Origin of the sequence: Variovorax boronicumulans (genome assembly GCF_019352895.1) — a bacterium.
Classification (GTDB): Bacteria; Pseudomonadota; Gammaproteobacteria; order Burkholderiales; family Burkholderiaceae_C; genus Variovorax; species Variovorax boronicumulans_A.
In genome coordinates this window covers 685,217-707,430 of the sequence record NZ_JAAAFX010000004.1, presented here as the reverse complement: position 1 = coordinate 707,430, position 22,214 = coordinate 685,217, and the positions used below count along the sequence as shown (strand labels likewise).

Below are 22,214 nucleotides of genomic sequence, written 5' to 3'. Positions count from 1 at the left end.
GGGGGCGAGCCACATTCTTATTCCTTCACCGAGCCGGTCATTCCCGACACGTAGTACTCCACGAAGAAGGAGTAGATGAAGGCCACGGGCAGCGAGCCCAGCAACGCCCCCGCCATCAGCGGGCCCCACTGGTACACGTCGCCCTGCACCAGCTCGGTCACCACGCCCACGGGCAGGGTCTTCATCTCGGACGAGGAGATGAAGGTCAGCGCATAGATGAACTCGTTCCACGACAGCGTGAAGGCGAAGATGCCGGCGGAGATCAGGCCAGGCACGGCCAGCGGCAGCACGATCTTGACCAGGATCTGCCAGCGGTTGGCGCCGTCGATCAGCGCGCATTCCTCGAGCTCGGCCGGGATCGATCGGAAGTAGCCCATCAGCAGCCAGGTGCAGAAGGGGATCAGGAAGGTCGGGTAGGTCAGGATCAGTGCCCAGCGCGAGTCGAACAGCCCGAGGTTGAACACCACGTTGGCCAGCGGGATGAACAGGATCGACGGCGGCACCATGTAGGCCAGGAAGATCGACAGGCCGACCTGCTTGGAGCCCTTGAAGCGCAGCCGCTCGATCGCATAGGCCGCGAACACCGACACCGCCAGCGAGACGAAGGTCGACACCACCGACACCAGCACCGTGTTCCAGAGCCACTGCGGGTAGGAGGTCTCGAACAGCAGCTTGTAGAAGTGCGACAGCGTGGGCTGGATCACCCAGAAGGGATTGCCATCGCGCGACAGCAGCTCCGCGTCGGGCTTCACCGAGGTGATGGCCATCCAGTAGAAGGGGAACAGCAGCACGACCAGGAAGGCGAACAGCGGCAGGTAGACCAGCACCGCCTTGCGGCGGGTCGAGTCCAGGAAGCTCATGCCGACGGTGTCGGACTGGGCGGTGTTGCTGCTCATTTGTCGGTGCCCCCTTGTTGCCATGCGCGCCGTTGCAGGCCGAAGAAACTGAACATCACGCAGGCCAGCAGGAAGGGCACCATCGCGATCGCGATGGCCGCGCCTTCGCCCAGGGCGCCGCCCGAGATCGCGCGCTGGAAGGACAGCGTGGCCATCAGGTGCGTGGCGTTGAGCGGGCCGCCGCGGGTGATCACGTAGATCAGCTGGAAGTCGGTGAAGGTGAACAGCACCGAGAAGGTCATGACCACCGCGATGATGGGCGTGAGCAGCGGCATCGTCACGTGGCGGAACTGCTGCCACGGCGTCGCGCCGTCGATGGCCGAGGCCTCGTAGTACGAGGGCGAGATGGTCTGCAGCCCGGCCAGCAGTGTGATCGCCACGAAAGGCACGCCGCGCCACACGTTGGCGATGATCACCGCGATGCGGGCATTCCAGGGGCTGCCGAGGAAGTCGATATAGGCGTCGATCAGGCCCATCTTCATCAGCGCCCAGCTGATGATCGAGAACTGCGAGTCGTAGATCCACCAGAAGGCGATCGCCGACAGCGCGGTCGGCACGATGTAGGGCAGCAGGATGACGGCGCGGAAGAAGGTCTTGAAGCGGATGTTCTTGTTCAGCAGGATCGCCAGCCACAGGCCCAGCAGGAACTTGAACACGCTCGCCACGAAGGTATAGAACAGCGTGTTGAACAGGGCCAGCCGCGTGACCGCGTCGCCCCACAGATACTCGTAGTTCTCCAGGCCGATCCACTGGCCGACCCGCCCGACCTTGGCATCGGTGAAGCCCAGGTAGGTGCCCAGCCCGAGCGGATAGGTGAGGAAGACCAGCAACAGCAAGGCGGCCGGCAACATGAACATGAAGCCGAGCGCATTGCGACTGTTCTGCATTCTCTGGATCAGCGTCATGAGACCCTCAATGGACAGAGCCGCGTGCGCCGGCTCTTTTCAGGAAATGCGCGGAACCGGCATGGCCGGCCCGCGAGGCCCCCGGTACAACCGAGGGCGAGGGAGCTCTTTAGAGCTTGTAGTAGCGCTCGGCGCGTTTTTGCGCGCGCTCCGCGGCTTCCTTCGGCGTCTTCGATCCGCTGGCGGCTTCGGCCACCATGTTCGGGATGATGAAGTCGGCCGCGGCGCCGGCCGAGGCGTAGCCCAGCTTGCCGTCGTAGCCGGCCGGACGCAGGTTCTTCACCGAGTCGCGGTAGGGCGTGTTCTTCGGGTCCGAGCTCCAGATCGCGCTGTTCTCGTAGAAGCGCAGGGGCTGCGCCACGTAGCCGCCGCCGCCCTGCAGCCAGGGGTCGAACTGCTCCTTCTCCATCATGAAGCGCAGGAACTCCTTGGCCGCCTGCGGAAACTTGGTGTACTTCATGATCATCTGGTTGAAGAACAGATGCGACTCGGTGGGCACGCCCACCGGCCCGATCGGGAACACCGCGTGGTTGATGTCGGCGGCCATCTCCTTGAGCTTGGGGTCGGGCGAGTTCTTGGCCGCGTAATAGACCGAGATGCCGTTGTTCGTGACGCTGATCTGGCCGTCGAGGAAGGCCTTGTTGTTGTTCGGGTCCAGCCACGACAGCGTGCCGGGGATGAAGTTCGCGTAGAGCTCCTTGCCGTACTCCAGCGCCTTGATCGTCTCGGGGCTGTCGATCACCACCTTGTTGGTCTTGTCGACCAGCTTGCCGCCGTGCGACCAGATCAGCCAGTTGCACCAGGTGCTGTCGCCGGTCGCGTTGCCCAGCGCCATGCCGCCCGGCGTGCCCTTTTCCTTGAGCGCCTTGTAGAGCTTGAGAAAGTCGTCGGTGGTCTTGGGGAAGGCATCGAAGCCGGCCGCCTTGACCATGCTCTCGCGGTAGACGATCAGCGAGCCCGAGGCGCCCAGGGGCAGGCCCAGCCAGCGCTTGCCGTCGGGGCGCATGAAGGTCTCGCCCGCGGGGTACCAGCCGCCGTACTTCTTGCCCAGGTACTCGGCCAGGTCGGTCACGTCGAGCAGCTTGTCGGGGTAGAGGTTGGCGTCGTCGTTGGTCGACAGGATGATGTCCGGGCCGGCGCCGGTGTTGGCCGCCACCGCGGCCTTGGGACGCACGTCCTCCCAGCCTTCGTTGTCCACGCGCACCTCGACGCCGGTGGTCTCGGTGAACTTCTTGACGTTGGCCATGTAGGCGTCGATGTCGCCCTGCACGAAGCGGCTCCAGCGCAGCACGCGCAGCTTGGCGCCCTTCTCCGGCTTGAAGCTCAGCGTCTGGGCCTGCGCGAACGGGGCGAACAAGGCCGTCCCCGTGCCGATGGTCGCGGCTGCGGCGACGCCGGCGGAACCTTCTAGAAACTTGCGGCGATTGAAATCACTCATGGATGTCTCCTTCGTTGTAGGTAAGCGAACCGGGGGGCTGAAAAAGAGGGGAGGGCTGGCGCTCAGGCCGCAAGCCTTTGGCCGGTCGCGGCATCGAACAGATGCGCGCGCTGCAGGTCGGGCTGCAGGTGGATGGTGCTGCCGGGCGCGAAGTCGTGGCGCTCGCGGAACACGGCCGACAGTTCGGCGCCCTCGTGGCGGCAGGCCACGAAGGTGTCCATGCCGGTGGGCTCCATCACCACCACGCGCGAGGGGATGCCGCCGCTCGCGGCCAGCGTCAGATGCTCGGGCCGGGTGCCGTACACCACCGGCTGGCCGTCGGTGCCGCCGGCCTGCAGCGGGGCCGCGAGCAGGGTGCCGTCGTGGAGTTCGACATGGGCCGCACCGGCGCCGCGGCGCAGCGTGCCCGGCAGGAAGTTCATCGAGGGCGAACCGATGAAGCCGGCCACGAACTGGTTGGCCGGATGGTCGTAGAGCTCGAGCGGGCTGCCCGTCTGCTCGATGCGGCCATCGCGCATGACCACGATCTTGTCGCCCATGGTCATGGCCTCGATCTGGTCGTGCGTGACGTAGATCGAGGTGGTCTTCAGGCGCTGGTGCAGTTCCTTGATCTCGCTGCGCATCGCCACGCGCAGCTTGGCGTCGAGGTTCGACAGCGGCTCGTCGAACAAAAAGACCTGCGGGTCGCGCACGATCGCGCGGCCCATGGCCACGCGCTGGCGCTGGCCGCCGGAGAGCTGGCGCGGGTAGCGGTCGAGCAGCGGCACCAGGGCCAGGATCTCGGCCGCGCGCTTGACCTTGGTCTCGATGGTCGCCTTGTCGGCCTTGGCCAGGGCCAGCGAGAAGGCCATGTTGTCGCGCACCGTCATGTGCGGGTACAGCGCGTAGTTCTGGAACACCATCGCGATGTCGCGTTCCTTGGGCGGCAGGTCGTTCACGCGCCGCTCGCCGATGCGGATCTCGCCGCCGTGGATTTCCTCCAGCCCCGCGATCATGCGCAGCAGCGTGGATTTGCCGCAGCCCGAGGGCCCCACCAGCACCGTGAACGAGCCGTCCGGAATATCGATGTCCACACCATGCAGGATGGCCACATCGCCGAAGCTCTTCCTGACTGCCTGAATCGTGACACTGGCCATGCAAGGAGTCCTCAAGATCGCAAAGAAGGGCGCGACTCGGAGACCTCCGCATCGCAGCCAGCGCAGTATCGACACTGCATCCTTGCTCCGGTATCAGGGCAAACCGGTAGGAGAAAACCCCTGTAGATTTGTATGATCACCTGATAACTGTGCTCCACACCGCCACTGCCGTGCAGGCCCTCTCCCCCTCCGAGCCCCTCCGTCGCGTGGCCGATCGCCTGTCCGATCGGCTGGCGTTGCGGCTGGGCGCGCAGATCGAATCCGGTGCGCTGCGCCCGGGCGATCGGCTGCCAACCGAGCAGCAGCTGGCCACCGAGCACGGCGTGTCGCGCACCGTGGTGCGCGAGGCCGTGCACCAGCTCAAGTCGCGCGCACTGGTGGTGTCGCGCCAGGGCTCGGGCGTGTTCGTCGCCCAGGCGCCGCTCAACCAGCCGCTGGCCTTCGACCCGATGGTGCTGGGCTCGGTCCAGGCCGTGGTGCATGTGGTCGAGGTGCGGCGCGTGCTCGAGGGCGAGATCGCCGCGCTGGCGGCCGAGCGCGCCACGCGCAGCCAGATCGCGGCGCTGCGGCGTGCGCTCAAGGCCATCGACACCGCGGTCGCGGCCGGCCAGGACGGCGTGGCCGAGGACCTGGCCTTCCACCGCGTGATCGGCGAGGCCACCGGCAACCCGCAGTTCCGGCTGCTGCTGGGCTTTCTGGAGCAGTACCTGCGCGAAGGCATGCGCATCACGCGCGGCAACGAGGCGCGCCGGCTCGACTTCATGCAGGCCGTGCAGCTGGAGCACCGCGCGATGGTCGAGGCCATCGCCGCGCGCGATCCGGACCGCGCGCGGCGCTGCGCCACCGAGCACATTCTTTCCGGCGAACGCCGACTGGTCGAGGGCGGCGTGATCGCCGGCCGTCGGCAGGCGGCGTCGAAACCACGCACAAGCCCTAGCAAACACCTGAAGGAGACCCCATGAAACTGATGATCACCGGCGGCGGCGGCTTTCTCGGCGCCCGCCTGGCGCGCACCCTGCTCGCGCGCGGCACGCTCGCGGGCCAGCGCATCGAGCGCATCGTGCTGACCGACATCGCGCCCCCGCCGGCCGACCTCCTGGTCGACGCACGCGTCGAGGCCCGCACCGGCCCGCTGCTCGGCCAGACCGAGGCGCTCAAGACCGAGGCCTTCGACGGCATCTTCCACCTGGCCTCGGCGGTGTCGGGCGAGTGCGAGGCCGACTTCGACCTGGGCCTGCGCTCCAACCTCGACAGCACGCGCGCGCTGCTCGACGCGCTGCGCGCCAACTTCAACACCGGCGGCAAGGTCACGCGCTTCGTGTTCTCGAGTTCGGTCGCGGTGTTCGGGCCCGACCCGGCCATCCCCTTCCCCAAGCTGGTGGCCGACGACACGCTGCCCACGCCGCAGACCTCCTACGGCACGCAGAAGCTGATCTGCGAGCACCTGATCGCCGACTACACGCGCAAGGGCTACATCGACGGCCGCGCGGCGCGGCTCATGACCGTGACCGTGCGCCCCGGCAAGCCCAACGGCGCGGCCTCGTCCTTCTTCAGCGGCATCATCCGCGAGCCACTGGCGGGCGTGGAATCGATCTGCCCGGTGTCGCCCGAGGTCTCGCACCCGATGGCCTCGCCCACCCGCACCGTCGAAGGCCTGATCGCGGTCTACGAAGCCACGCGCGAGGCCTTCGTGGGCCGCACCGCGCTCAACCTGCCGGGGCTCAACGTGCGCGTGGCCGACATGCTCGACGCGCTGGAGGAAGTGGCCGGTGCCAAGGTGCGTGCGCTGGTGCGCTTCGAGCGCGACGAGCGCGTGGCGGGCATCGTGGCCAACTGGCCCAGCGGCTCGACCGCGGTGCGCGCGGCCGGGCTGGGCCTGCATCCGCACGACAACTTCGCCGACATCATCCGGCTCTACATCGAAGATTGCAAAGCGCTGCCGAACGCAGCCGAAACCCTGAAAGGCATGTCCTGAAAATGAGCAACAAGAACCCCACGGCGAAACCGGCGTCGAAGAGCGCGGCAGCGACGAAGAAGAAGTCCGCGGTCAAGAAGGCGGCACCGCAGAAGCTGCGTTCGCAGGCCTGGTTCGACAACCCCGCCAACACCGACATGACCGCGCTCTACATCGAGCGCACCATGAACTTCGGCCTGGGCCTCGACGAACTGCAGTCGGGCCGCCCGATCATCGGCATCGCGCAGACCGGCTCGGACATCGCGCCCTGCAACCGCCACCACCTGGTGCTGGCCGAGCGCACGCGCGAAGGCATCCGCGACGCGGGCGGCATCGCCTTCGAGTTCCCGATCCACCCGATTCAGGAGACCTGCAAGCGGCCCACGGCCTCGCTGGACCGCAACCTGCAGTACCTCTCGCTGGTCGAGATCCTCTACGGCTATCCGATCGACGGCGTGGTGCTGACCACCGGCTGCGACAAGACCACGCCGGCCCAGCTGATGGCAGCCGCCACGGTCGACATCCCGGCCATCGCGCTCAACTCGGGCCCGATGCTCAACGGCTGGTACAAGGGCGAGCGCACCGGCTCGGGCACCATCGTCTGGAAGGCGCGCGAGCTGCTGGCCGCGGGCGAGATCGACGACAAGGGCTTCCTCAAGCTGGTGGCCTCGTCGGCCCCCTCGACCGGCCACTGCAACACCATGGGCACGGCCTCGACCATGAATTCACTGGCCGAGGCACTGGGCATGACGCTGCCGGGCAGCGCGGCCATTCCCGCGCCCTACCGCGACCGCCAGGAGATGGCCTACATGACGGGCCGGCGCATCGTTGAGATGGTGCGCGAGAACCTCAAGCCTTCGGACATCATGACCCGCGCGGCCTTCGAGAACGCGATCGTCGTGAACTCGGCCATCGGCGGCTCGACCAACGCCCCGATCCACCTGAACGCGATCGCGCGCCACATCGGCGTCGAGCTGCACACGTCCGACTGGGAGAAGCACGGCTACAAGATCCCGCTGCTGGTCAACCTGCAGCCGGCCGGCGAGTACCTGGGCGAGGACTACTACCGCGCGGGCGGCGTGCCGGCCGTGGTGGCCGAGCTGATCGGCAAGGACCTGATCCAGCCTGCGCTCACGGTCAACGGCAAGACGCTGGTCGACAACTGCAAGGGCCGCTTCACCGAAGACCGGAAGGTGATCTTCCCCTACGCCAAGCCGATGAAGAAGAACGCCGGCTTCCTCAACTTCAAGGGCAACCTGTTCGACTCCGCGATCATGAAGACCAGCGTGATCGGCCCCGAGTTCCACCAGCGCTACCTCGAGAACCCGGCCGACCCGATGGCCTTCGAAGGCACGGCCGTGGTGTTCGACGGCCCCGAGGACTACCACGCGCGCATCGACGATCCGAAGATGAAGATCGACGAGCACAGCGTGCTGTTCATGCGCGGCGTGGGCCCGGTGGGCTACCCCGGCGCGGCCGAGGTAGTGAACATGCGTGCGCCCAGCTACCTGCTGAAGAAGGGCATCACCGCGCTGCCCTGCATCGGCGACGGCCGCCAGTCGGGCACCTCGGGCTCGCCCTCGATCCTCAACGCCTCGCCCGAGGCGGCCACGGGCGGCGCGCTGGCGCTGCTCAAGACCGGCGACCGGGTGCGCATCGATTTGAAGAAGCGCACCGCCAACATGCTGGTGTCGGACGAGGAACTGGCCCAGCGCCGCGCCAAGCTCGACGCCGCGGGCGGCTACGCCTTCCCGCCGAGCCAGACGCCGTGGCAGGAGATCCAGCGCGGCGTGATCGGCGAGCTGTCGGAGGGCATGGTGCTCAAGCCGGCGGTGAAGTACCAGAAGATCCACGCCACGTACGGCATCCCGCGCGACAACCATTGAGAACGCGCGAATGAACCTGCTGCGCACCCCGATCCCGCACCTGCGGTGCTCACCGCACGGGAGTGCGGCGCCGGTCCCGAGCGCGGCTGCGGCAGGCTCGGGGCGCTCGCGACGGTTCCTTCACGCGTTCTCGCGCCCGGCTTGATCCTTGGTCAGAATGGGGGGTGCGGCTGCGCCGCATCCTGCCTTTCCATGGGGTCGCCATGAAACGTCTTCTCGCGCTCTGCCTTCTGTCGATCGGCCTCGCTGTGCCGGCCACCGCGCAGGTCATGCGCTGTGTCGACGCGGCCGGCCGCGTGAGCTATACCGATTCCGCCTGCCCCGCCGAGACGCGGCGCGCCGAGACGGTGCAGGGCATCGAGGCCACCGAGCGCCGCAGCGAGCCCGAGGGCGCGCGCCGGCAGGAGCAGCTCGACAGCGTGGAACGGGCGAGCCGGCTGCAGCGCGAGACGGTCGAGGCGGCCATGCCGCCCGCGGCGCCGCCGGGCGGGCCGATCGTGCTGGACCGCCGCGGCGATGAATCGCGCGCGGCCGAGCGCGAACGGGAAAAGGAAAGGGAACGGGCCGCGGCCGAGGCCTGGTACCCGCCCGCCGTGGTCCCGTCGCGGCCGCAGCGGCCGCAGGACATGCGCCCGCGCATCCGCAACTGCGGCCCCTCGGGCTGCAACGACACCCAGGGCAACCACTACGACAACGCCGGCAAGCTCGACCGCTACACGCGGCCCGACGGCCGGACCTGCCGGCCCGTGGGCACCACCGTGGTCTGCAACTAGCGCGTGTACATCACCCCGCCGTCGACCACCAGCGTCGCGCCCATCACGTAGTCGCCGGCGCGCGAGGCCAGGAAGATGGCCGCGCCGGCCATGTCCTCGGGCGTGCCGATGCGGCCGGCCGGGATGCGGGCCTTGACCTCGTCGCCGTGGTCGCGCGCGTCCTTGTTCATGTCCGATGCAAAGGCGCCGGGGGCGATCGCGCTCACGGCGATGCGCTCGGGCGCCAGGTGCAGCGCCATGCGGCGCGTGAGGTGCACCAAGCCGGCCTTGCTGGCCGCGTAGGAATAGGTTTCCTGCGGGTTCACCGACAGGCCGTCGATCGAAGCGATGTGGATCACCTTGGCCAGGTGGTCGGTGGCGGCCTTCTTGAGCATGGGCGTGAGTGCCTGGGTCAGGAAGAAGGGCGCCTTGAGGTTGAGGTCGACCACCTTGTCCCAGCCGCTCTCCGGGAACTCCGCATAGGGCGCACCCCAGGCCGCGCCGGCGTTGTTGACCAGGATGTCGAGCGAGTCCTCGTGCTTGGCATAGGCCGCGACCAGCGCATGCGCGCCTTCCACGGTCGACACGTCGCCCGGCAGCGAGATGCAGGTGCCGAAGGCCGACAGCTCCTTGGCGGTCTGGTCGCAGGCCGCGGCCTTGCGGGCCGAGATGTAGACGCGGGCGCCCTGGGCGAGGAAGCCCTCGGCGATCATGCGGCCGATGCCGCGCGAGCCGCCGGTGATGAGCGCGCTGCGGCCTTGCAGGGAAAAGAGTTGGCTGGTGTCCATGCGATGTCTCCTGAAAACGTCGATCACGCCGTCGAGCGGCGGCGGTGCAGCTTAGTGTCAGCCTGCGGCGGGCGCCGTCGCCAAGGTGCCAGCCAGGGCGCGCACGATCTCGTCGAAGGCCGGGCGCGCGGCCGCGTCGGGCTGCAGGCAGCGCGCGGCCACCGCGGCCAGGGGCGCGAGCAACGGGGCCGCCGGATCGCTGTGGTGAAGCAGTTCCTCGGCCAGGCAGCCGAAGGCGCGGGCCTCGAGGCCTTGCAGCGCCGCGGTTCCCTCCACCAGGAAGGAGGCCGCCCCCAGATCGCCCAGCCGCGCCTCGCCGTCGGCGCGCCACAGGATGTTGTGGCCGTACAGGTCGCCGTGCAGCAGGCCGCGCGCATGCAGATCGGCCACGGCCTCGGCGATGCCGCGTGCCAGCCGCAGCGCGGCCTCGGGCGCGATGCGCTTGCCTTCGGCATAGACGTCGCGGGTGCAGCTGTCGAAGCTGGGCGGGCCGGCGAGCGTGCCGAAGCGCGCGTCGACCCAAGGCATCACCAGGCCTTCCGTGCCCTCGGGGTGGCCCGCGAGCCGCCCTTCGGCGCCGATGCGGTGGCGGTGCGCGCCAGCCGCCAGGCTCGCGGCCAGTTCGCTCTGCGGCGCGCCGTCGCTGGTGAGCGTGCCCTTGAACAGCTTGAGTGCGACCTGGCGTGCGCCGCCCGGCGCATCGGCCCAGGTGGCGCGATGGATCACGCCCGACGCACCTTGACCCACGACCTCGTGCACGGCCAGCGCCTGCCAGTCGATGGCCGGCAGCGGCGGCGCGGCCAGCACCGCGGCTTCACGCGCTGCATTCAGCGGGTTGCCGCCGAAGGCCAGCCAGCTCAGGCGCGGGAGCCGCGTCAGCCACGCGGGCAGGGTGTCGAAGCGGTTGGCCGCGATGCGCAGCAGCTCCAGCCGGTCGCAGCCCGCCAGCGTGGCCGGCAGCGCCTGCAGCCGGTTGCCGGCCAGCATGAGCTTCTGCAGCCGATGGCGCCGGCCGAGTGCATCGGGCAGGTGTTCGACCGCGTTGTCGCTCAGGATCAGCCAGCGCAGCCGCGGCGGCAGCGAAGACGCGGGCACTTCGGCGATGCGGTTGGCCTTGAAGCCGACCATCTCGAGCTGCGCGCAGCGGCCCAGGCTTTCGGGCAGCACGGTGAAGCGGTTGTCGGAACAGAAGAGCACGCGCAGCCTGTGCAGGCGGTGCAGGTCCTCGGGCAGCGCGTCCAGCGCATTGCCCGAGAGGTCGAGGATCTCGAGGGTGTCGGCCAGCGCGAAGATCTCGCGCGGAAAGGTCGTGAGGCCTTCGCGCAGCGCGAGCCGCCTGGCGCCGTGAAGCTGGCCGCCGCGCAGGCGGGAGAGGGTGTCGTTCATGCAGCGCCGAGCATGCCACGGCGCCGCGTCGCCGCGGCGCCGTGGCCTCAGGCGGCCGAGGGCAGGCTGAAGCGGTAGATGCCGTCGGCGCCCAGCGTGCGGCGCAACTGGCCTGCATGCCACAGCAGGTGGAAGTGCGCGATGGTCTCGCCCATCGCGAAGGTCAGCTGGTGCAGGTCGAGCTCGCGCTTGAACATGATCGGCACGCCGTCGGCGGCGCTCAGCGCGCGCGCGCTGCAGCCGGCCAGCAGCTCGGCCAGGCGGTCGCGGTGGTGCTCCTCGAGCTGCTCGACGCGCCGGTGCACGCCGGTGAAGGGCTTGCCGTGAGAGGGCAGCGCCAGCACGTCGACCGGCAGCGTGCGGAAGCGCGCGATGCTGTCGAGGAACAGGCGCAGCGAGTCCGCCTCGGGCTCGTCGGCCTGCACGCTCACGTTGGTCGAGATGCGCGGCAGCATCATGTCGCCGCCGATCAGCACATTGAGCGCCTCGCAGTACAGCGCGATGTGCTCGAAGGAATGGCCGTAGCCGCTGATGCAGCGCCAGGCCTGGCCGCCGATGGTGACGGTGCCGCCGTCCATCAGCCGCACATAGCTCGGCGGCACACCGGGCACCATGTTGCGGTAGTAGTCGGCGCGCGAGCGGATCTTCTCGACCGCGTCGGCATCGACCAGGCCGTGCGAGGCGAAGAAGCGCGCCGCGACGTCGCCGCCGGCGGCGTTGTCCATGCCGTTGGGGCTGGTGAGGTTGCGCGCCACGTAGTAGTCGGTGGCGCTCATCCACAGCGCCACTTTCCAGCGCTCGCAGAGCCACTGTGCGAGCCCGACGTGGTCGGGGTGCATGTGCGTCACGATCACGCGCAGGATCGGCAGCCCGTCGAGCTGGGTGTCGAACACCTGCTCCCACTGCGCCTTGGCCTCTTCGCGCGCGATGCAGCAGTCCACCACGGTCCAGCCTTCGACGCCGTCGAGCGTGTCGCGCATCAGCCAGAGGTTGATATGGTCGAGCGCGAAGGGCAGGCGCATGCGGATCCAGCGCACGCCGGGTGCGACCTCGACCGTTTCGCCGGGCGCCGGCAGCCGGTCGCCGAGGGGGTAGTGGAGTTCGCGTTCGAGGAGGTTCATGTAAGATTGACGTTTACGTAAACGTCACGTAGTGGGCCTTCATTTTAGGCAGTGGGGCGCCGATGTGCTGTCGCCACCGTGATGCCCCGCGTTTTCGCTCTTGTTTCGCCTCAGGCGTCCATGTCCTCATCGACCTATTCCATCAGCGAGCTGGCCCGTGAATTCGATCTCACCACGCGTGCGATCCGTTTCTACGAGGACAAGGGCCTGCTGGCGCCCGAGCGTTCGGGCGCGGGCGGGCTGCAGCGCGTGTACAGCGCGCGCGACCGCACGCGGCTGGCGCTCACGCTGCGCGCCAAGCGGCTGGGCCTGAGCCTGGACGAGGCCAGGGACATCCTCGACATCTACGACAGCCCGCGCGACACGGTGGTGCAATTGCAGAAGTTCCTGGACGTGCTGGGCGTGCATCGGGAGCAGCTCGAGGCGCAGCTGGCCGAACTGCAGGCCAACCTCGCCGAAGTGCGCGACCAGGAGCAGCAGGCGCGCGACACGCTGGCCCGGGCGCAGAAGCCCGCCAGGCCGGCGAAGTCGCGGCTGCGATGACCCTGGCCTGCCCCGCGAAAAACGTCCTGAAGCCACCCCAAGATACCCGTCACCGACAATACGACCATGCCTGAAAACAACCGCGACGACTCCCTCGACGACCTGTTTGCCCACAACCGCGCCTGGTCCGCGCAGATGGAGCGCGACCGCCCCGGCTTCTTCACCGGCCTGGTGAAGCAGCAGACGCCGCGCTACATGTGGATCGGCTGCTCCGACAGCCGCGTGCCTGCCAACCAGATCACCGGCCTCGAGCCCGGCGAAGTGTTCGTGCACCGCAACGTGGCCAACATCGTGGTGCACTCCGACCTCAACGCGCTGTCGGCGATCCAGTTCGCCGTCGAGCACCTGAAGGTCGAGCACATCATGGTGGTGGGCCACTACGGCTGCGCCGGCGTCAAGGCCGCCTTGAGCGGCAAGCGCATCGGCCTGGCCGACAACTGGATCCGCCACATCCAGGACGTGCGCGACCGCCACATCGTGATGCTCGAGAGCCTGCCCGAGGAAGTGCGCGCCGATGCGCTGTGCGAACTCAACGTGGCCGAGCAGGTGGTCAACGTGGCCGTGAGCACCGTGATGGTCGACGCCTGGAGCCGCGGCCAGAAGGTGCGCATCCACGGCTGGAGCTTCGGCGTGCACGACGGCCTGCTGCAGGACCTGGAACTCAGCGTCAACGGCAGCAAGCCGCTGGACGCGATCTACAAGGCCGCGGTGCAGCGCATCCGCTACAAGTGGAGCAAGCCCGGCCAGGCGCTGACCATCTCGCCGCGTCCGAAGGCCGAAGAGCCGACACGCGCCCCCACACCGAGCACGGACCTGGACGGCGCGACCGACCATGTTCCCCCAACGGCTTGATTCGCCGCTGGCCTACGACATCGCCAAGGCGCTGATCGACGGCTTCAACCGGCACTACCGCCTGTTCCGCGGTGAATCGGCGCGTGCCAAGCATCGCTTCGAGACCGCCGACTGGCACGGCCAGCAGCGGGCCCAGCGCGAGCGCATCGAGTTCTACGACCTGCGCGTGGGCGAGGCCGTGGCCCGGCTCGAGAAGGAGTTCAAGGCCGGCGAGCAGCCGATGGCCGTGTGGCACCAGGTCAAGCTGCACTGCATCGGGCTCCTGGTCGACCACCACCAGCCCGAGCTGGCCGAGAGCTTCTTCAACTCGGTGACCACCAAGATCCTGCACCGCGCGTACTTCCAGAACGACTTCATCTTCGTGCGCCCGGCGATCAGCACCGAGTACATCGAGCCGCGCGGCGCGCCGACCTACCGCCCCTACTACCCGGCCCACGACACGCTGGCCCAGACCGTCGAGCGCATGCTCGAGGACTTCGCGCTGCAGGGTCGCTTCGCCGATCGCACGCGCGATGCCGAGCGCGTCGCGGCTGCGGTGCGAGGGCGTTTCCACCAGGTCAAGCTGCGCGCCAACTTCCAGCTGCAGGTGCTGTCCGGCCTGTTCTTCCGGAACAAGGGCGCCTACGTGGTGGGCAAGGTCATCAACGGCTATGTCGAGCTGCCCTTCGCGCTGCCGATCCTGCACGACGACCAGGGCCGCTTCCATGTCGATGCGGTGCTGTTCGGCGAGGACGAGCTGCAGATGCTGTTCAGCTTCGCGCGTGCCTACTTCATGGTCGACATGGAGGTGCCCTCGGCCTGGGTGCAGTTCCTGCGCTCGCTGATGCCGCGCAAGCCGCGCGCCGAGATCTACAACGCGCTGGGCCTGGCCAAGCAGGGCAAGACGCTGTTCTACCGCGACTTCCTCTCGCACCTGAACTTCAGCAGCGACCGCTTCCGCATCGCGCCCGGCATCAAGGGCATGGTGATGCTGGTGTTCGACCTGCCGTCCTTCCCCTACGTGTTCAAGCTCATCAAGGACTTCTTCCCGGAACCCAAGGACACCACGCGCGAGCAGGTCAAGGCCAAGTACCAGCTGGTCAAGCAGCACGACCGCGTGGGCCGCATGGCCGACACGCTGGAGTACAGCGACGTGGGCTTTCCGCTCGACCGCTTCGAGCCCGCGCTGGTCGAGGAGATCCGCCGCTTCGCGCCCAGCCAGCTCGAGATCGGCGACCGCGACGGCAACGGCGAGCTGGAGATCGTGCTCAAGCACGTCTACATCGAGCGCCGGATGATCCCGCTCAACCTCTACCTGCAGGAGACCTTCGACCTGCTCGCGCACCCCGAGAACGAGGCCCAGGCCAGGCGCGCGAAGGAGCAGCTGGTGCACGCGGTGGTCGAGTACGGCAACGCGATCAAGGACATGGTGGCGGCCAACATCTTCCCCGGCGACATGCTCTGGAAGAACTTCGGCGTCACGCGCAACGGCAAGGTCGTGTTCTACGACTACGACGAGATCGAGTACCTGACCGACTGCAACTTCCGCCGCGTGCCCGAGCCGCGCAACGAGGAAGACGAGATGAGCGACGAGGTCTGGTACGCGGTCGGGCCCAAGGACGTGTTCCCCGAGACCTTCGCCCCCTTCCTGCTGGGCAACGACGCGGTGCGCGAAGCCTTCATGGCGCACCATGCCGACCTGCTCGAGGCCGCGTTCTGGCAGCAGCACCAGCAGCGCATCCGCGCCGGCCAGATGCTCGACGTGTTTCCCTACGACGCGGCGCAGCGCTTTGCGCACGCCGCGCGCGCCATCCCTTTCTGATCCGCACTTTCAATTTTCCAAGGAGACCCTCATGTCCGAATCCATCGTCATCGTCGGCGCCGCACGCACCCCCATGGGCGCGTTCCAGGGCGACTTCTCTTCCCTCTCGGCCCATGACCTGGGCGGCGCCGCGATCAAGGCGGCCGTCGAGCGCGCGGGCATCGACCCGGCCGTGGTCGGCGAGGTGCTGTTCGGCAACTGCCTGATGGCAGGGCAGGGCCAGGCGCCGGCGCGCCAGGCGGCCTACAAGGGCGGCCTGCCCGACGCCGCGGGCGCCGTCACGCTCAGCAAGATGTGCGGCTCGGCCATGAAGGCCGCGATGCTGTCGCACGACATGCTGCTGGCCGGCACGCACGACGTCATGGTCGCGGGCGGCATGGAGAGCATGACCAATGCGCCCTACCTGATGCTCAAGGGCCGTGGCGGCTACCGCATGGGCCACGACCGGATCTTCGACCACATGATGCTCGACGGCCTGGAAGACGCCTACCAGCCGGGCCGCTCGATGGGCACCTTCGGCGAAGACTGCGCCGCCAAGTACAACTTCACGCGCGAGCAGCAGGACGCCTTCGCCACCGCCAGCGTCGAGCGCGCCAAGCAGGCCACTGTCGACGGCCTGTTCAAGACCGAGATCACGCCCGTGACGGTCAAGGGCCGCGGCGGCGAGACCGTGATCTCCATCGACGAAGGCCCGGGCAAGGTCAAGCTCGACAAGATCCCCACGCTCAAGCCCGCCTTCAAGAAGGACGGCGGCACCATCACCGCGGCCTCGAGCTCGTCGATCAACGACGGCGCGGCCGCGCTGGTCATGACCACCGCCTCGCAGGCGCAGAAGCTGGGCGCCAAGCCCATCGCCCGCATCGTCGGCCACGCCACGCACGCGCAGCAGCCCGAGTGGTTCTCGACCGCGCCGGTGGGCGCCGTCGCCAAGCTGTTCAAGAAGATCGGCTGGAGCGTCAAGGACGTCGACCTTTGGGAGGTCAACGAGGCCTTCGCCGTGGTGCCGATGGCGCTGATGAAGGAGCTGGGCGTGTCGCACGACATCGTCAACGTGCACGGCGGCGCCTGCGCGCTGGGCCACCCGATCGGCGCAAGCGGCGCACGCATCATGGTCACGCTGATCCACGCGCTGCAGTCGCGCGGCCTCAAGCGCGGCGTGGCGACGCTGTGCATCGGCGGCGGCGAGGGCACGGCCGTGGCGCTGGAACTGCTGTGAGCGCGATGACGCTTCACACGCCACGCACCGGCCTGCGCCTGACCCTGCTGGCGCTCTGCATGGCGGCACTCGTGCCGTCGGCCTGGGCCCAGAAACGCGACAACGTGCTGTTCGATGCGGCCACCGCCGAGCAACCGGCGGTCGTGAAGACGCTGGAGCGGCTGGTCAACATCGAGAGCGGCACCGGCGACGCCGAGGGCATCGCGGCCGCAGGCAAGCTGCTGGAGGACGAGCTCAAGGCGCTGGGCTTCACGGTCACGCGCCACAAGGCGGTGGCGCCCGCGGTGGGCGACAACATCGTCGGCAAGCTGCGCGGCCGGCTCGACGGCCGGGCAGGCAGGCACCTGCTGCTGATCTCGCACATGGACACCGTCTACCCGCGCGGCATGCTGGCGCGCGCGCCCTTCCGCATCGAGGGCAACAAGGCCTACGGGCCGGGCATCGCCGACGACAAGGGCGGCAGCGCGGTGATCCTGCATGCGCTCAAGGTGCTCACCACCTACGGCTTCCGCGACTTCGGCAGCCTGACGGTGCTGTTCAACGTCGACGAGGAAAAGGGATCGTTCGGCTCGCGCGACCTGATCCAGAGTGAGGCCCGCGCGGCCGACTACGTGCTGTCCTTCGAGCCCACCAATGCCGAGCGCGAGAGCTTCTACCTCGGTACCTCGGGCATCGCCTACGTGCAGGCCGACATCAAGGGCAAGGCCTCGCATGCGGGCGCCGCGCCCGAGCTGGGCATCAACGCGCTGGTCGAGGCCTCCGATCTGGTGCTGCGCACCCAGGACATCGACGACAAGGCGCGCGGCCTGCGCTTCAACTGGACCGTGGCCAAGGCCGGCACCGTGTCGAACATCATCCCCGACAGCGCCACGCTCAATGCCGACGTGCGCTACGCGCGCAACGAGGACCTCGAGGCCGCGCTCAAGGTGCTGGAAGAACGCGCCCAGGCGCGCAAGCTGCCCGGCGCCGAGGTCAAGATCACCGTCACGCGCGGCCGGCCGGCCTTCAACGCCGGCACCGAAGGCCGCAAGCTGATCGACAAGGCCAGCGCCTTCTACCGCGAGGCCGGTGGCCAGCTCGAGGTCGACGAGCGCAGCGGCGGCGGCACCGACGCGGCCTATGCGGGCCTGTCGGGCAAGCCGGTGATCGAGGGCCTGGGCCTGCCGGGCTTCGGCTACCACAGCGACAAGGCCGAGTACGTGCTGGTCGACGCCATCCCGCGCCGGCTCTACATGACGGCGCGGCTGATCATGGACCTGGGCCAGGGCAAGTAAGGCCCGAGAAGAAACCAAGAGAAACGAAGGAGACCTGCATGCTGCTCACCACCGACCAGGAAGCGATCCGCGACGCGGTTCGGGACTTCTGCCAGACCGAGATCTGGCCGCACGCCCCGCGCTGGGACCGCGAACACCACTTCCCCAAGGAAGTGCACCAGGGCCTGGCGGCGCTGGGCGCCTACGGCATCTGCGTGCCCGAGGAAGACGGCGGCGCCGGCCTCGACTACCTCACGCTGGCGCTGGTGCTCGAAGAGATCGCGGCCGGCGACGGCGGCACCAGCACCGCGATCAGCGTGACCAACTGCCCGGTCAATGCGATCCTCATGCGCTACGGCAACGCCCAGCAGAAGAAGCAGTGGCTCTGGCCGCTGGCGCAGGGCCAGATGCTCGGCGCCTTCTGCCTGACCGAGCCGCAGGCCGGCAGCGATGCCTCGAGCCTGCGCACCACGGCGCGCAAGGACGGCGACGCCTACGTGATCGACGGCGTCAAGCAGTTCATCACCAGCGGCAAGAACGGCCAGGTCGCGATCGTGATCGCGGTCACCGACAAGGCCGCGGGCAAGCGCGGCATGAGCGCCTTCATCGTGCCCACCGATGCACCGGGCTACAGCGTGGCGCGGCTGGAAGAGAAGCTGGGCCAGCACAGCAGCGACACCGCGCTGATCAACTTCGACGGTTGCCGCATCCCGCGCGAGAACCTGATCGGCGCCGAGGGCGAGGGCTACAAGATCGCGCTGGGCGCGCTCGAGGGCGGCCGCATCGGCATCGCGGCGCAGAGCGTGGGCATGGCGCGCAGCGCCTTCGACGTGGCGCTGGCCTATGCCAAGGAACGCCAGGCCTTCGGCGGCAGCATCTTCGAGCAGCAGGCCGTGGGCTTCCGCCTGGCCGAATGCGCGACCCAGCTCGAGGCCGCGCGCCAGCTGATCTGGCATGCGGCCGCGCTGCGCGACGCGGGCCGGCCCTGCCTCAAGGAAGCGGCCATGGCCAAGCTGTTCGCCAGCGAGATGGCCGAGAAGGTCTGCAGCGCCGCGATCCAGACGCTGGGCGGCTACGGCTACGTCAACGACTTCCCGCTGGAACGCATCTACCGCGACGTGCGGGTCTGCCAGATCTACGAAGGCACCTCGGACATCCAGAAGCTGCTGATCCAGCGCGCGCTGGCGTGAAACGGCGCCATCTGCTGGCCACGGGCGCGGCGTTGGCCGTGGCACCGTGGGCGCATGCACAGAACGCGGCTGACGCCGGCCCGCTGCGCATCGTCGTGCCCTTCCCGCGGGGCGGGCGCACCACCTACCTGGCCGAGACCTTCGCCGCCGCGCTGCGCCGCGTGGGGACCGAACCGGTGGCGGTCGACTACCGCCAGGGCGACGTCACGGCCGAGATCCGGGCCTTCGCCCAGGGCACGCCCGACGCCCGCACGCTGCTGCTCGCGGGCGTGCGACTGCCGCGCCGGGGCACGCCCGTCGCGCCACCCGACGCCGAGAACCGGCTCATGGAGAGCCTGGTGCCGGTGACGCTGGTGGCGCGCGATCCGATGGTGCTGCTGATGAACCCGGCACGCGCCGACGCGCTGCGCATCCGCAACACCGCGGACCTGCTGCGCTACCTGCGCGCCCATCCCGGCCAGCTCACCATCGCCACCGGCGTCGACGGGACCATCGACCACATGGCGACCGAGCTGTTCAAGAGCATGACCCGCACCTACCTCACGCGGCTGCCGGCGAACGGGCTCACGCCCGATGCGCTGGGTGTGGCCGGCGGGCGGGTCGACCTGCTGTTCGCCGAACTGAGCGCGGCCATCGACAGCGTGCGCGACGGCGCCTTTCGCGTGCTCGGCATCGCCTGCGGTGCCGACGATCCGCAGCCCACGCCGCGCACGCTGGGCATGGCGAGCGGCCCGGTGACGCTGCAGCAGGCCGACCGCTCGCTGGCGCGCTTCGAGGCCTACAGCTACTACTCGCTGTTCGCGCCGCCCGGCACGCCCGAGGGCCTCACGGCGCCGCTGCAGCAGGCCGGCGCGCGGGCCCTGGCGCTGCCCGACGTGCGACGCGAACTGCTGCAGCACAGCGCCATCCCGGGCGGGCAGACGCAGGCCGAATTCCTGCGCATCGAAGACGACGAGGCCGCGCGCTGGCGCGTCGGGCAGGCGCGATGGTGAACGCCTTCGTCGAGGCGGCGGCGGATGGTGTTCCAATGGAGCCCGTCATGAGCAGCAGCCCGATCATTCCCCCCGCCGGACCTTGTCCCTGTGGTCGCACCGACCGCCGCGACAAGCCCTTCGCCTTTTCGCTGTGCTGCGGCCGTTATCTCGACGACTTCGACCAGACGCCCGCGCCCGACGCCGAGTCGCTGATGCGCTCGCGCTATGCGGCCTTCGTGCTGCAGCGCGCCGAGTACCTGCTGGCGACCTGGCATCCGACGACGCGGCCGGCCACGGTCGAGTTCGAGGCCGGCGTGAAGTGGCTGGGCCTGGACGTGCGTTCGCGCTCGGTGCTCGATGCCGACCATGCCGAGGTCGAGTTCGTCGCCCGCCAGCGCGATGCCAGCGGCGTCGCCACGCGGCTGCACGAGCGCAGCCGCTTCGTGCGCGAGGTCGAGCCTGCCGTGGGCGAGCAGGCCGAGCGCCAGCGCTGGTACTACGTGGACGGCGAGCCGCGCTAGCGGCCGACCCGATCATCGATCGCTCGCTTCACGGAGCGGTCGAATTTTCCTCCACTGAACAACCTGGAGGATGCCGCGTGCGCTGCGCCATCAGTCTATCAGTTGCGCCGTGATGTTGGAGCCGCCGCGCTGGAGTGTGTTGAAGATGGGGCAGTTCGATGTGAAGCTGTCGACCAGATCCTGGGCCACGTCGCGCGCAACGCCGTCGATTTCAAAAGAGAGGCTGATGAAGTCGTACCGGGTTCCATCGTCTTCGGAGCGCTTCGCGTAGGCCTTGACCTTGGCGAGTGGAACCGAGACGGCCCTCTCTTCAGCCCTTTTGTAGACGAGGGCCAGACCGCACGATCCCAGCGAGCTCAGCAGCAGCTCGGCGGCGTTGACGGCGACGCCCGGTCCGCCGTTGGATGCCTTCGAGTCGGTCACGAAACTGAAGCGGGAATTGCTTGCGGTGAACCGTCCATGGGTTTCGCTGGATTCCACGACGACGTGGGCGTCGTGAGGGATGTGTGGGGTAGCGGACATCGTTGTCTTCAGGTCGGTGGGTGGGGTTCGGTGTCGGTGCGCGACCGTTGCCGCACGGGACTCGGCAGGGGCAGGCCGGCAAGGCTCCCGATGCGTGTCAATGTGGCGGCCAAGGTGGGGGCGATGGGGATCCCCTCGTCGAGCGCCTGCGTGAGGCTGCGGACTGCCCGATCACCGGGCACCCGGGCCGTGGCACCGCCAGCTTGCTGGTAGATGTCGATCCACGCCTGCATCTTCTGGGCGTAGACATCCGCTCCTGCGATCTCGGGGCTGGCCACAAAGCCGAAGGCACCGCATCCGGGGGCCGCCGAAGGCTCGGCAAGATCGGGGGCGGCGTTGGTCAGGACGCCTGCGAGGACCTGCACGATCATCGCCAGCGCCAGGCCCTTGTGGCCCGCCATCGGCTGCATGGCACCTTGGAGCGCGGCGCTCGGATCGGTCGTGGGTCGGCCCGAGGAATCGATGGCCCAGTGATCGGGAATCGGGCGGTTTTCGCGGTGCGCATCGAGGACGTGGCTGAACGCGACCTGGCTGGCGGCGAAATCGATCAACAGCGGAGCGGTGCCCGGTCGTGGCGCGGCAAATGCGATCGGATTGTTCCCGATGGCCGGCCCGCTCGAACCGATGCCGGCCATCACCGGCTGGGTCGACTGCATCAGCAGGGCCACGCTGCCCGTTTGCGCCGCGCGATAGACGTGGGTGGCGAGCGCGCCCAGATGACCTGCATCGTGGATGAGAAAAGGCACGAACCGGCGCTGCGCGTTCAGCTGTGCTTGCGCCAGCATCACGGCCTGCTCTCCGGCCCAGGGGCCGAAGCCCCTGTTCGTCTCGATGTGGAACACGCCGGCCTTCCAATGGGCGTTGATCGTGGCCTCGGGTCTGAGCACCTTTCGACGCAGCTGGTCCCAGTAGGTGGGCCAGCGCGCCAGCCCGTGCGTGTCGATGCCGAAAGCGTCCGCCAGCAGCAGCTGCCGGGCACCCCGTTGGGCCGCCTCCGCGGGAAGCTCCGCCTGAGCGAGCAGCGCAGCGATCCACGCCGTCATGTCCGCCAGCGTCCATCGCGCAGCGGTGGTGTGGGGG

21 protein-coding genes are annotated in these 22,214 nt (G+C 68.7%); 12 read left to right on the top strand and 9 right to left on the bottom strand.

What is annotated here, in order from left to right; translation table 11 throughout:
- Window positions 1–17 precede the first annotated feature (17 nt).
- The 4 genes from K0H49_RS04845 to K0H49_RS04830 all read right to left on the bottom strand — a co-directional run bounded on the left by K0H49_RS04845 (window position 18) and on the right by K0H49_RS04830 (window position 4,375).
- The gene (locus tag K0H49_RS04845; protein ID WP_219209992.1) at window positions 18–896 is read right to left on the bottom strand and encodes a carbohydrate ABC transporter permease; all 879 of its coding nucleotides are present in this window, start codon (window positions 894–896) and stop codon (window positions 18–20) included.
- Entirely contained in the window at window positions 893–1,801 is a 909-nt protein-coding gene (locus K0H49_RS04840) for a carbohydrate ABC transporter permease (RefSeq protein WP_374122305.1), read from the bottom strand. The genes K0H49_RS04845 and K0H49_RS04840 overlap by 4 nt, the downstream gene beginning before the upstream one ends.
- Window positions 1,802–1,910: 109 nt before the next feature.
- Entirely contained in the window at window positions 1,911–3,239 is a 1,329-nt protein-coding gene (locus tag K0H49_RS04835) for an ABC transporter substrate-binding protein (RefSeq protein WP_219209991.1), read from the bottom strand.
- Between the two features lie 62 nt (window positions 3,240–3,301).
- The gene (locus K0H49_RS04830) at window positions 3,302–4,375 is read right to left on the bottom strand and encodes an ABC transporter ATP-binding protein (protein ID WP_219209990.1); all 1,074 of its coding nucleotides are present in this window, start codon (window positions 4,373–4,375) and stop codon (window positions 3,302–3,304) included.
- 170 nt (window positions 4,376–4,545) lie between these two features.
- On the opposite strand from K0H49_RS04830, the gene K0H49_RS04825 reads away from it, so the two are divergent.
- The 4 genes from K0H49_RS04825 (at window position 4,546) to K0H49_RS04810 (ending at window position 8,988) form a co-directional block, all read left to right on the top strand.
- A complete protein-coding gene (locus K0H49_RS04825; protein WP_219209989.1) occupies window positions 4,546–5,337 on the top strand; it encodes a FadR/GntR family transcriptional regulator in 792 nt (263 codons plus the stop codon).
- On the top strand, window positions 5,334–6,350 hold the full coding sequence (gene denD, locus K0H49_RS04820) for a D-erythronate dehydrogenase (protein ID WP_219209988.1): 1,017 nt from the start codon (window positions 5,334–5,336) through the stop codon (window positions 6,348–6,350). Before K0H49_RS04825 ends, denD begins: the two co-directional genes overlap by 4 nt.
- 2 nt (window positions 6,351–6,352) lie before the next feature.
- On the top strand, window positions 6,353–8,215 hold the full coding sequence (locus tag K0H49_RS04815) for an IlvD/Edd family dehydratase (RefSeq protein WP_219209987.1): 1,863 nt from the start codon (window positions 6,353–6,355) through the stop codon (window positions 8,213–8,215).
- Between the two features lie 203 nt (window positions 8,216–8,418).
- Window positions 8,419–8,988, top strand: coding sequence for a DUF4124 domain-containing protein (locus K0H49_RS04810; protein ID WP_219209986.1), 570 nt, complete (start codon window positions 8,419–8,421; stop codon window positions 8,986–8,988).
- Here the strand turns inward: K0H49_RS04810 and K0H49_RS04805 are convergent.
- The 3 genes from K0H49_RS04805 to K0H49_RS04795 are packed head-to-tail and all read right to left on the bottom strand — an operon-like array spanning window position 8,985 to window position 12,262.
- Window positions 8,985–9,755: an SDR family oxidoreductase gene (locus K0H49_RS04805; protein ID WP_219209985.1), complete on the bottom strand. Its 771-nt coding sequence runs from the start codon at window positions 9,753–9,755 to the stop codon at window positions 8,985–8,987. The genes K0H49_RS04810 and K0H49_RS04805 overlap by 4 nt on opposite strands.
- Before the next feature lie 57 nt (window positions 9,756–9,812).
- Window positions 9,813–11,141, bottom strand: a complete 1,329-nt coding sequence (locus K0H49_RS04800) for a leucine-rich repeat-containing protein kinase family protein (RefSeq protein ID WP_219209984.1) — start codon at window positions 11,139–11,141, stop codon at window positions 9,813–9,815.
- Between the two features lie 47 nt (window positions 11,142–11,188).
- Window positions 11,189–12,262 (bottom strand): MBL fold metallo-hydrolase, encoded by a 1,074-nt coding sequence (locus K0H49_RS04795; protein WP_219209983.1) that lies wholly within the window; start codon window positions 12,260–12,262, stop codon window positions 11,189–11,191.
- Between the two features lie 120 nt (window positions 12,263–12,382).
- On the opposite strand from K0H49_RS04795, the gene K0H49_RS04790 reads away from it, so the two are divergent.
- The 8 genes from K0H49_RS04790 to K0H49_RS04755 all read left to right on the top strand — a co-directional run bounded on the left by K0H49_RS04790 (window position 12,383) and on the right by K0H49_RS04755 (window position 20,612).
- Window positions 12,383–12,805, top strand: coding sequence for a MerR family transcriptional regulator (locus tag K0H49_RS04790; RefSeq protein WP_219209982.1), 423 nt, complete (start codon window positions 12,383–12,385; stop codon window positions 12,803–12,805).
- Between the two features lie 66 nt (window positions 12,806–12,871).
- A complete protein-coding gene (can, locus tag K0H49_RS04785; RefSeq protein ID WP_257624586.1) occupies window positions 12,872–13,657 on the top strand; it encodes a carbonate dehydratase in 786 nt (261 codons plus the stop codon).
- Window positions 13,638–15,458 carry a bifunctional isocitrate dehydrogenase kinase/phosphatase gene (gene aceK / locus K0H49_RS04780; RefSeq protein ID WP_219209981.1) on the top strand — a complete coding sequence of 607 codons (1,821 nt, stop codon included), beginning with the start codon at window positions 13,638–13,640 and terminating at the stop codon, window positions 15,456–15,458. Before can ends, aceK begins: the two co-directional genes overlap by 20 nt.
- A 31-nt stretch (window positions 15,459–15,489) precedes the next feature.
- The gene (locus tag K0H49_RS04775; RefSeq protein WP_219209980.1) at window positions 15,490–16,674 is read left to right on the top strand and encodes an acetyl-CoA C-acyltransferase; all 1,185 of its coding nucleotides are present in this window, start codon (window positions 15,490–15,492) and stop codon (window positions 16,672–16,674) included.
- Window positions 16,675–16,679: 5 nt separating this feature from the next.
- The gene (locus tag K0H49_RS04770; protein WP_219209979.1) at window positions 16,680–17,948 is read left to right on the top strand and encodes a glutamate carboxypeptidase; all 1,269 of its coding nucleotides are present in this window, start codon (window positions 16,680–16,682) and stop codon (window positions 17,946–17,948) included.
- A 38-nt stretch (window positions 17,949–17,986) separates the two neighbouring features.
- Window positions 17,987–19,117: an acyl-CoA dehydrogenase family protein gene (locus K0H49_RS04765; protein WP_219209978.1), complete on the top strand. Its 1,131-nt coding sequence runs from the start codon at window positions 17,987–17,989 to the stop codon at window positions 19,115–19,117.
- Window positions 19,114–20,109 (top strand): Bug family tripartite tricarboxylate transporter substrate binding protein, encoded by a 996-nt coding sequence (locus tag K0H49_RS04760; protein ID WP_219209977.1) that lies wholly within the window; start codon window positions 19,114–19,116, stop codon window positions 20,107–20,109. The genes K0H49_RS04765 and K0H49_RS04760 overlap by 4 nt, the downstream gene beginning before the upstream one ends.
- A gap of 47 nt (window positions 20,110–20,156) precedes the next feature.
- The gene (locus K0H49_RS04755; RefSeq protein ID WP_219209976.1) at window positions 20,157–20,612 is read left to right on the top strand and encodes a YchJ family protein; all 456 of its coding nucleotides are present in this window, start codon (window positions 20,157–20,159) and stop codon (window positions 20,610–20,612) included.
- Between the two features lie 90 nt (window positions 20,613–20,702).
- Here the strand turns inward: K0H49_RS04755 and K0H49_RS04750 are convergent, their stop codons facing one another.
- Window positions 20,703–21,134 (bottom strand): OsmC family protein, encoded by a 432-nt coding sequence (locus tag K0H49_RS04750; protein WP_219209975.1) that lies wholly within the window; start codon window positions 21,132–21,134, stop codon window positions 20,703–20,705.
- Between the two features lie 8 nt (window positions 21,135–21,142).
- Complete coding sequence (locus K0H49_RS04745; RefSeq protein ID WP_219209974.1) at window positions 21,143–22,177, bottom strand: Ldh family oxidoreductase; 1,035 nt, start codon at window positions 22,175–22,177, stop codon at window positions 21,143–21,145.
- Window positions 22,178–22,214 lie beyond the last annotated feature (37 nt).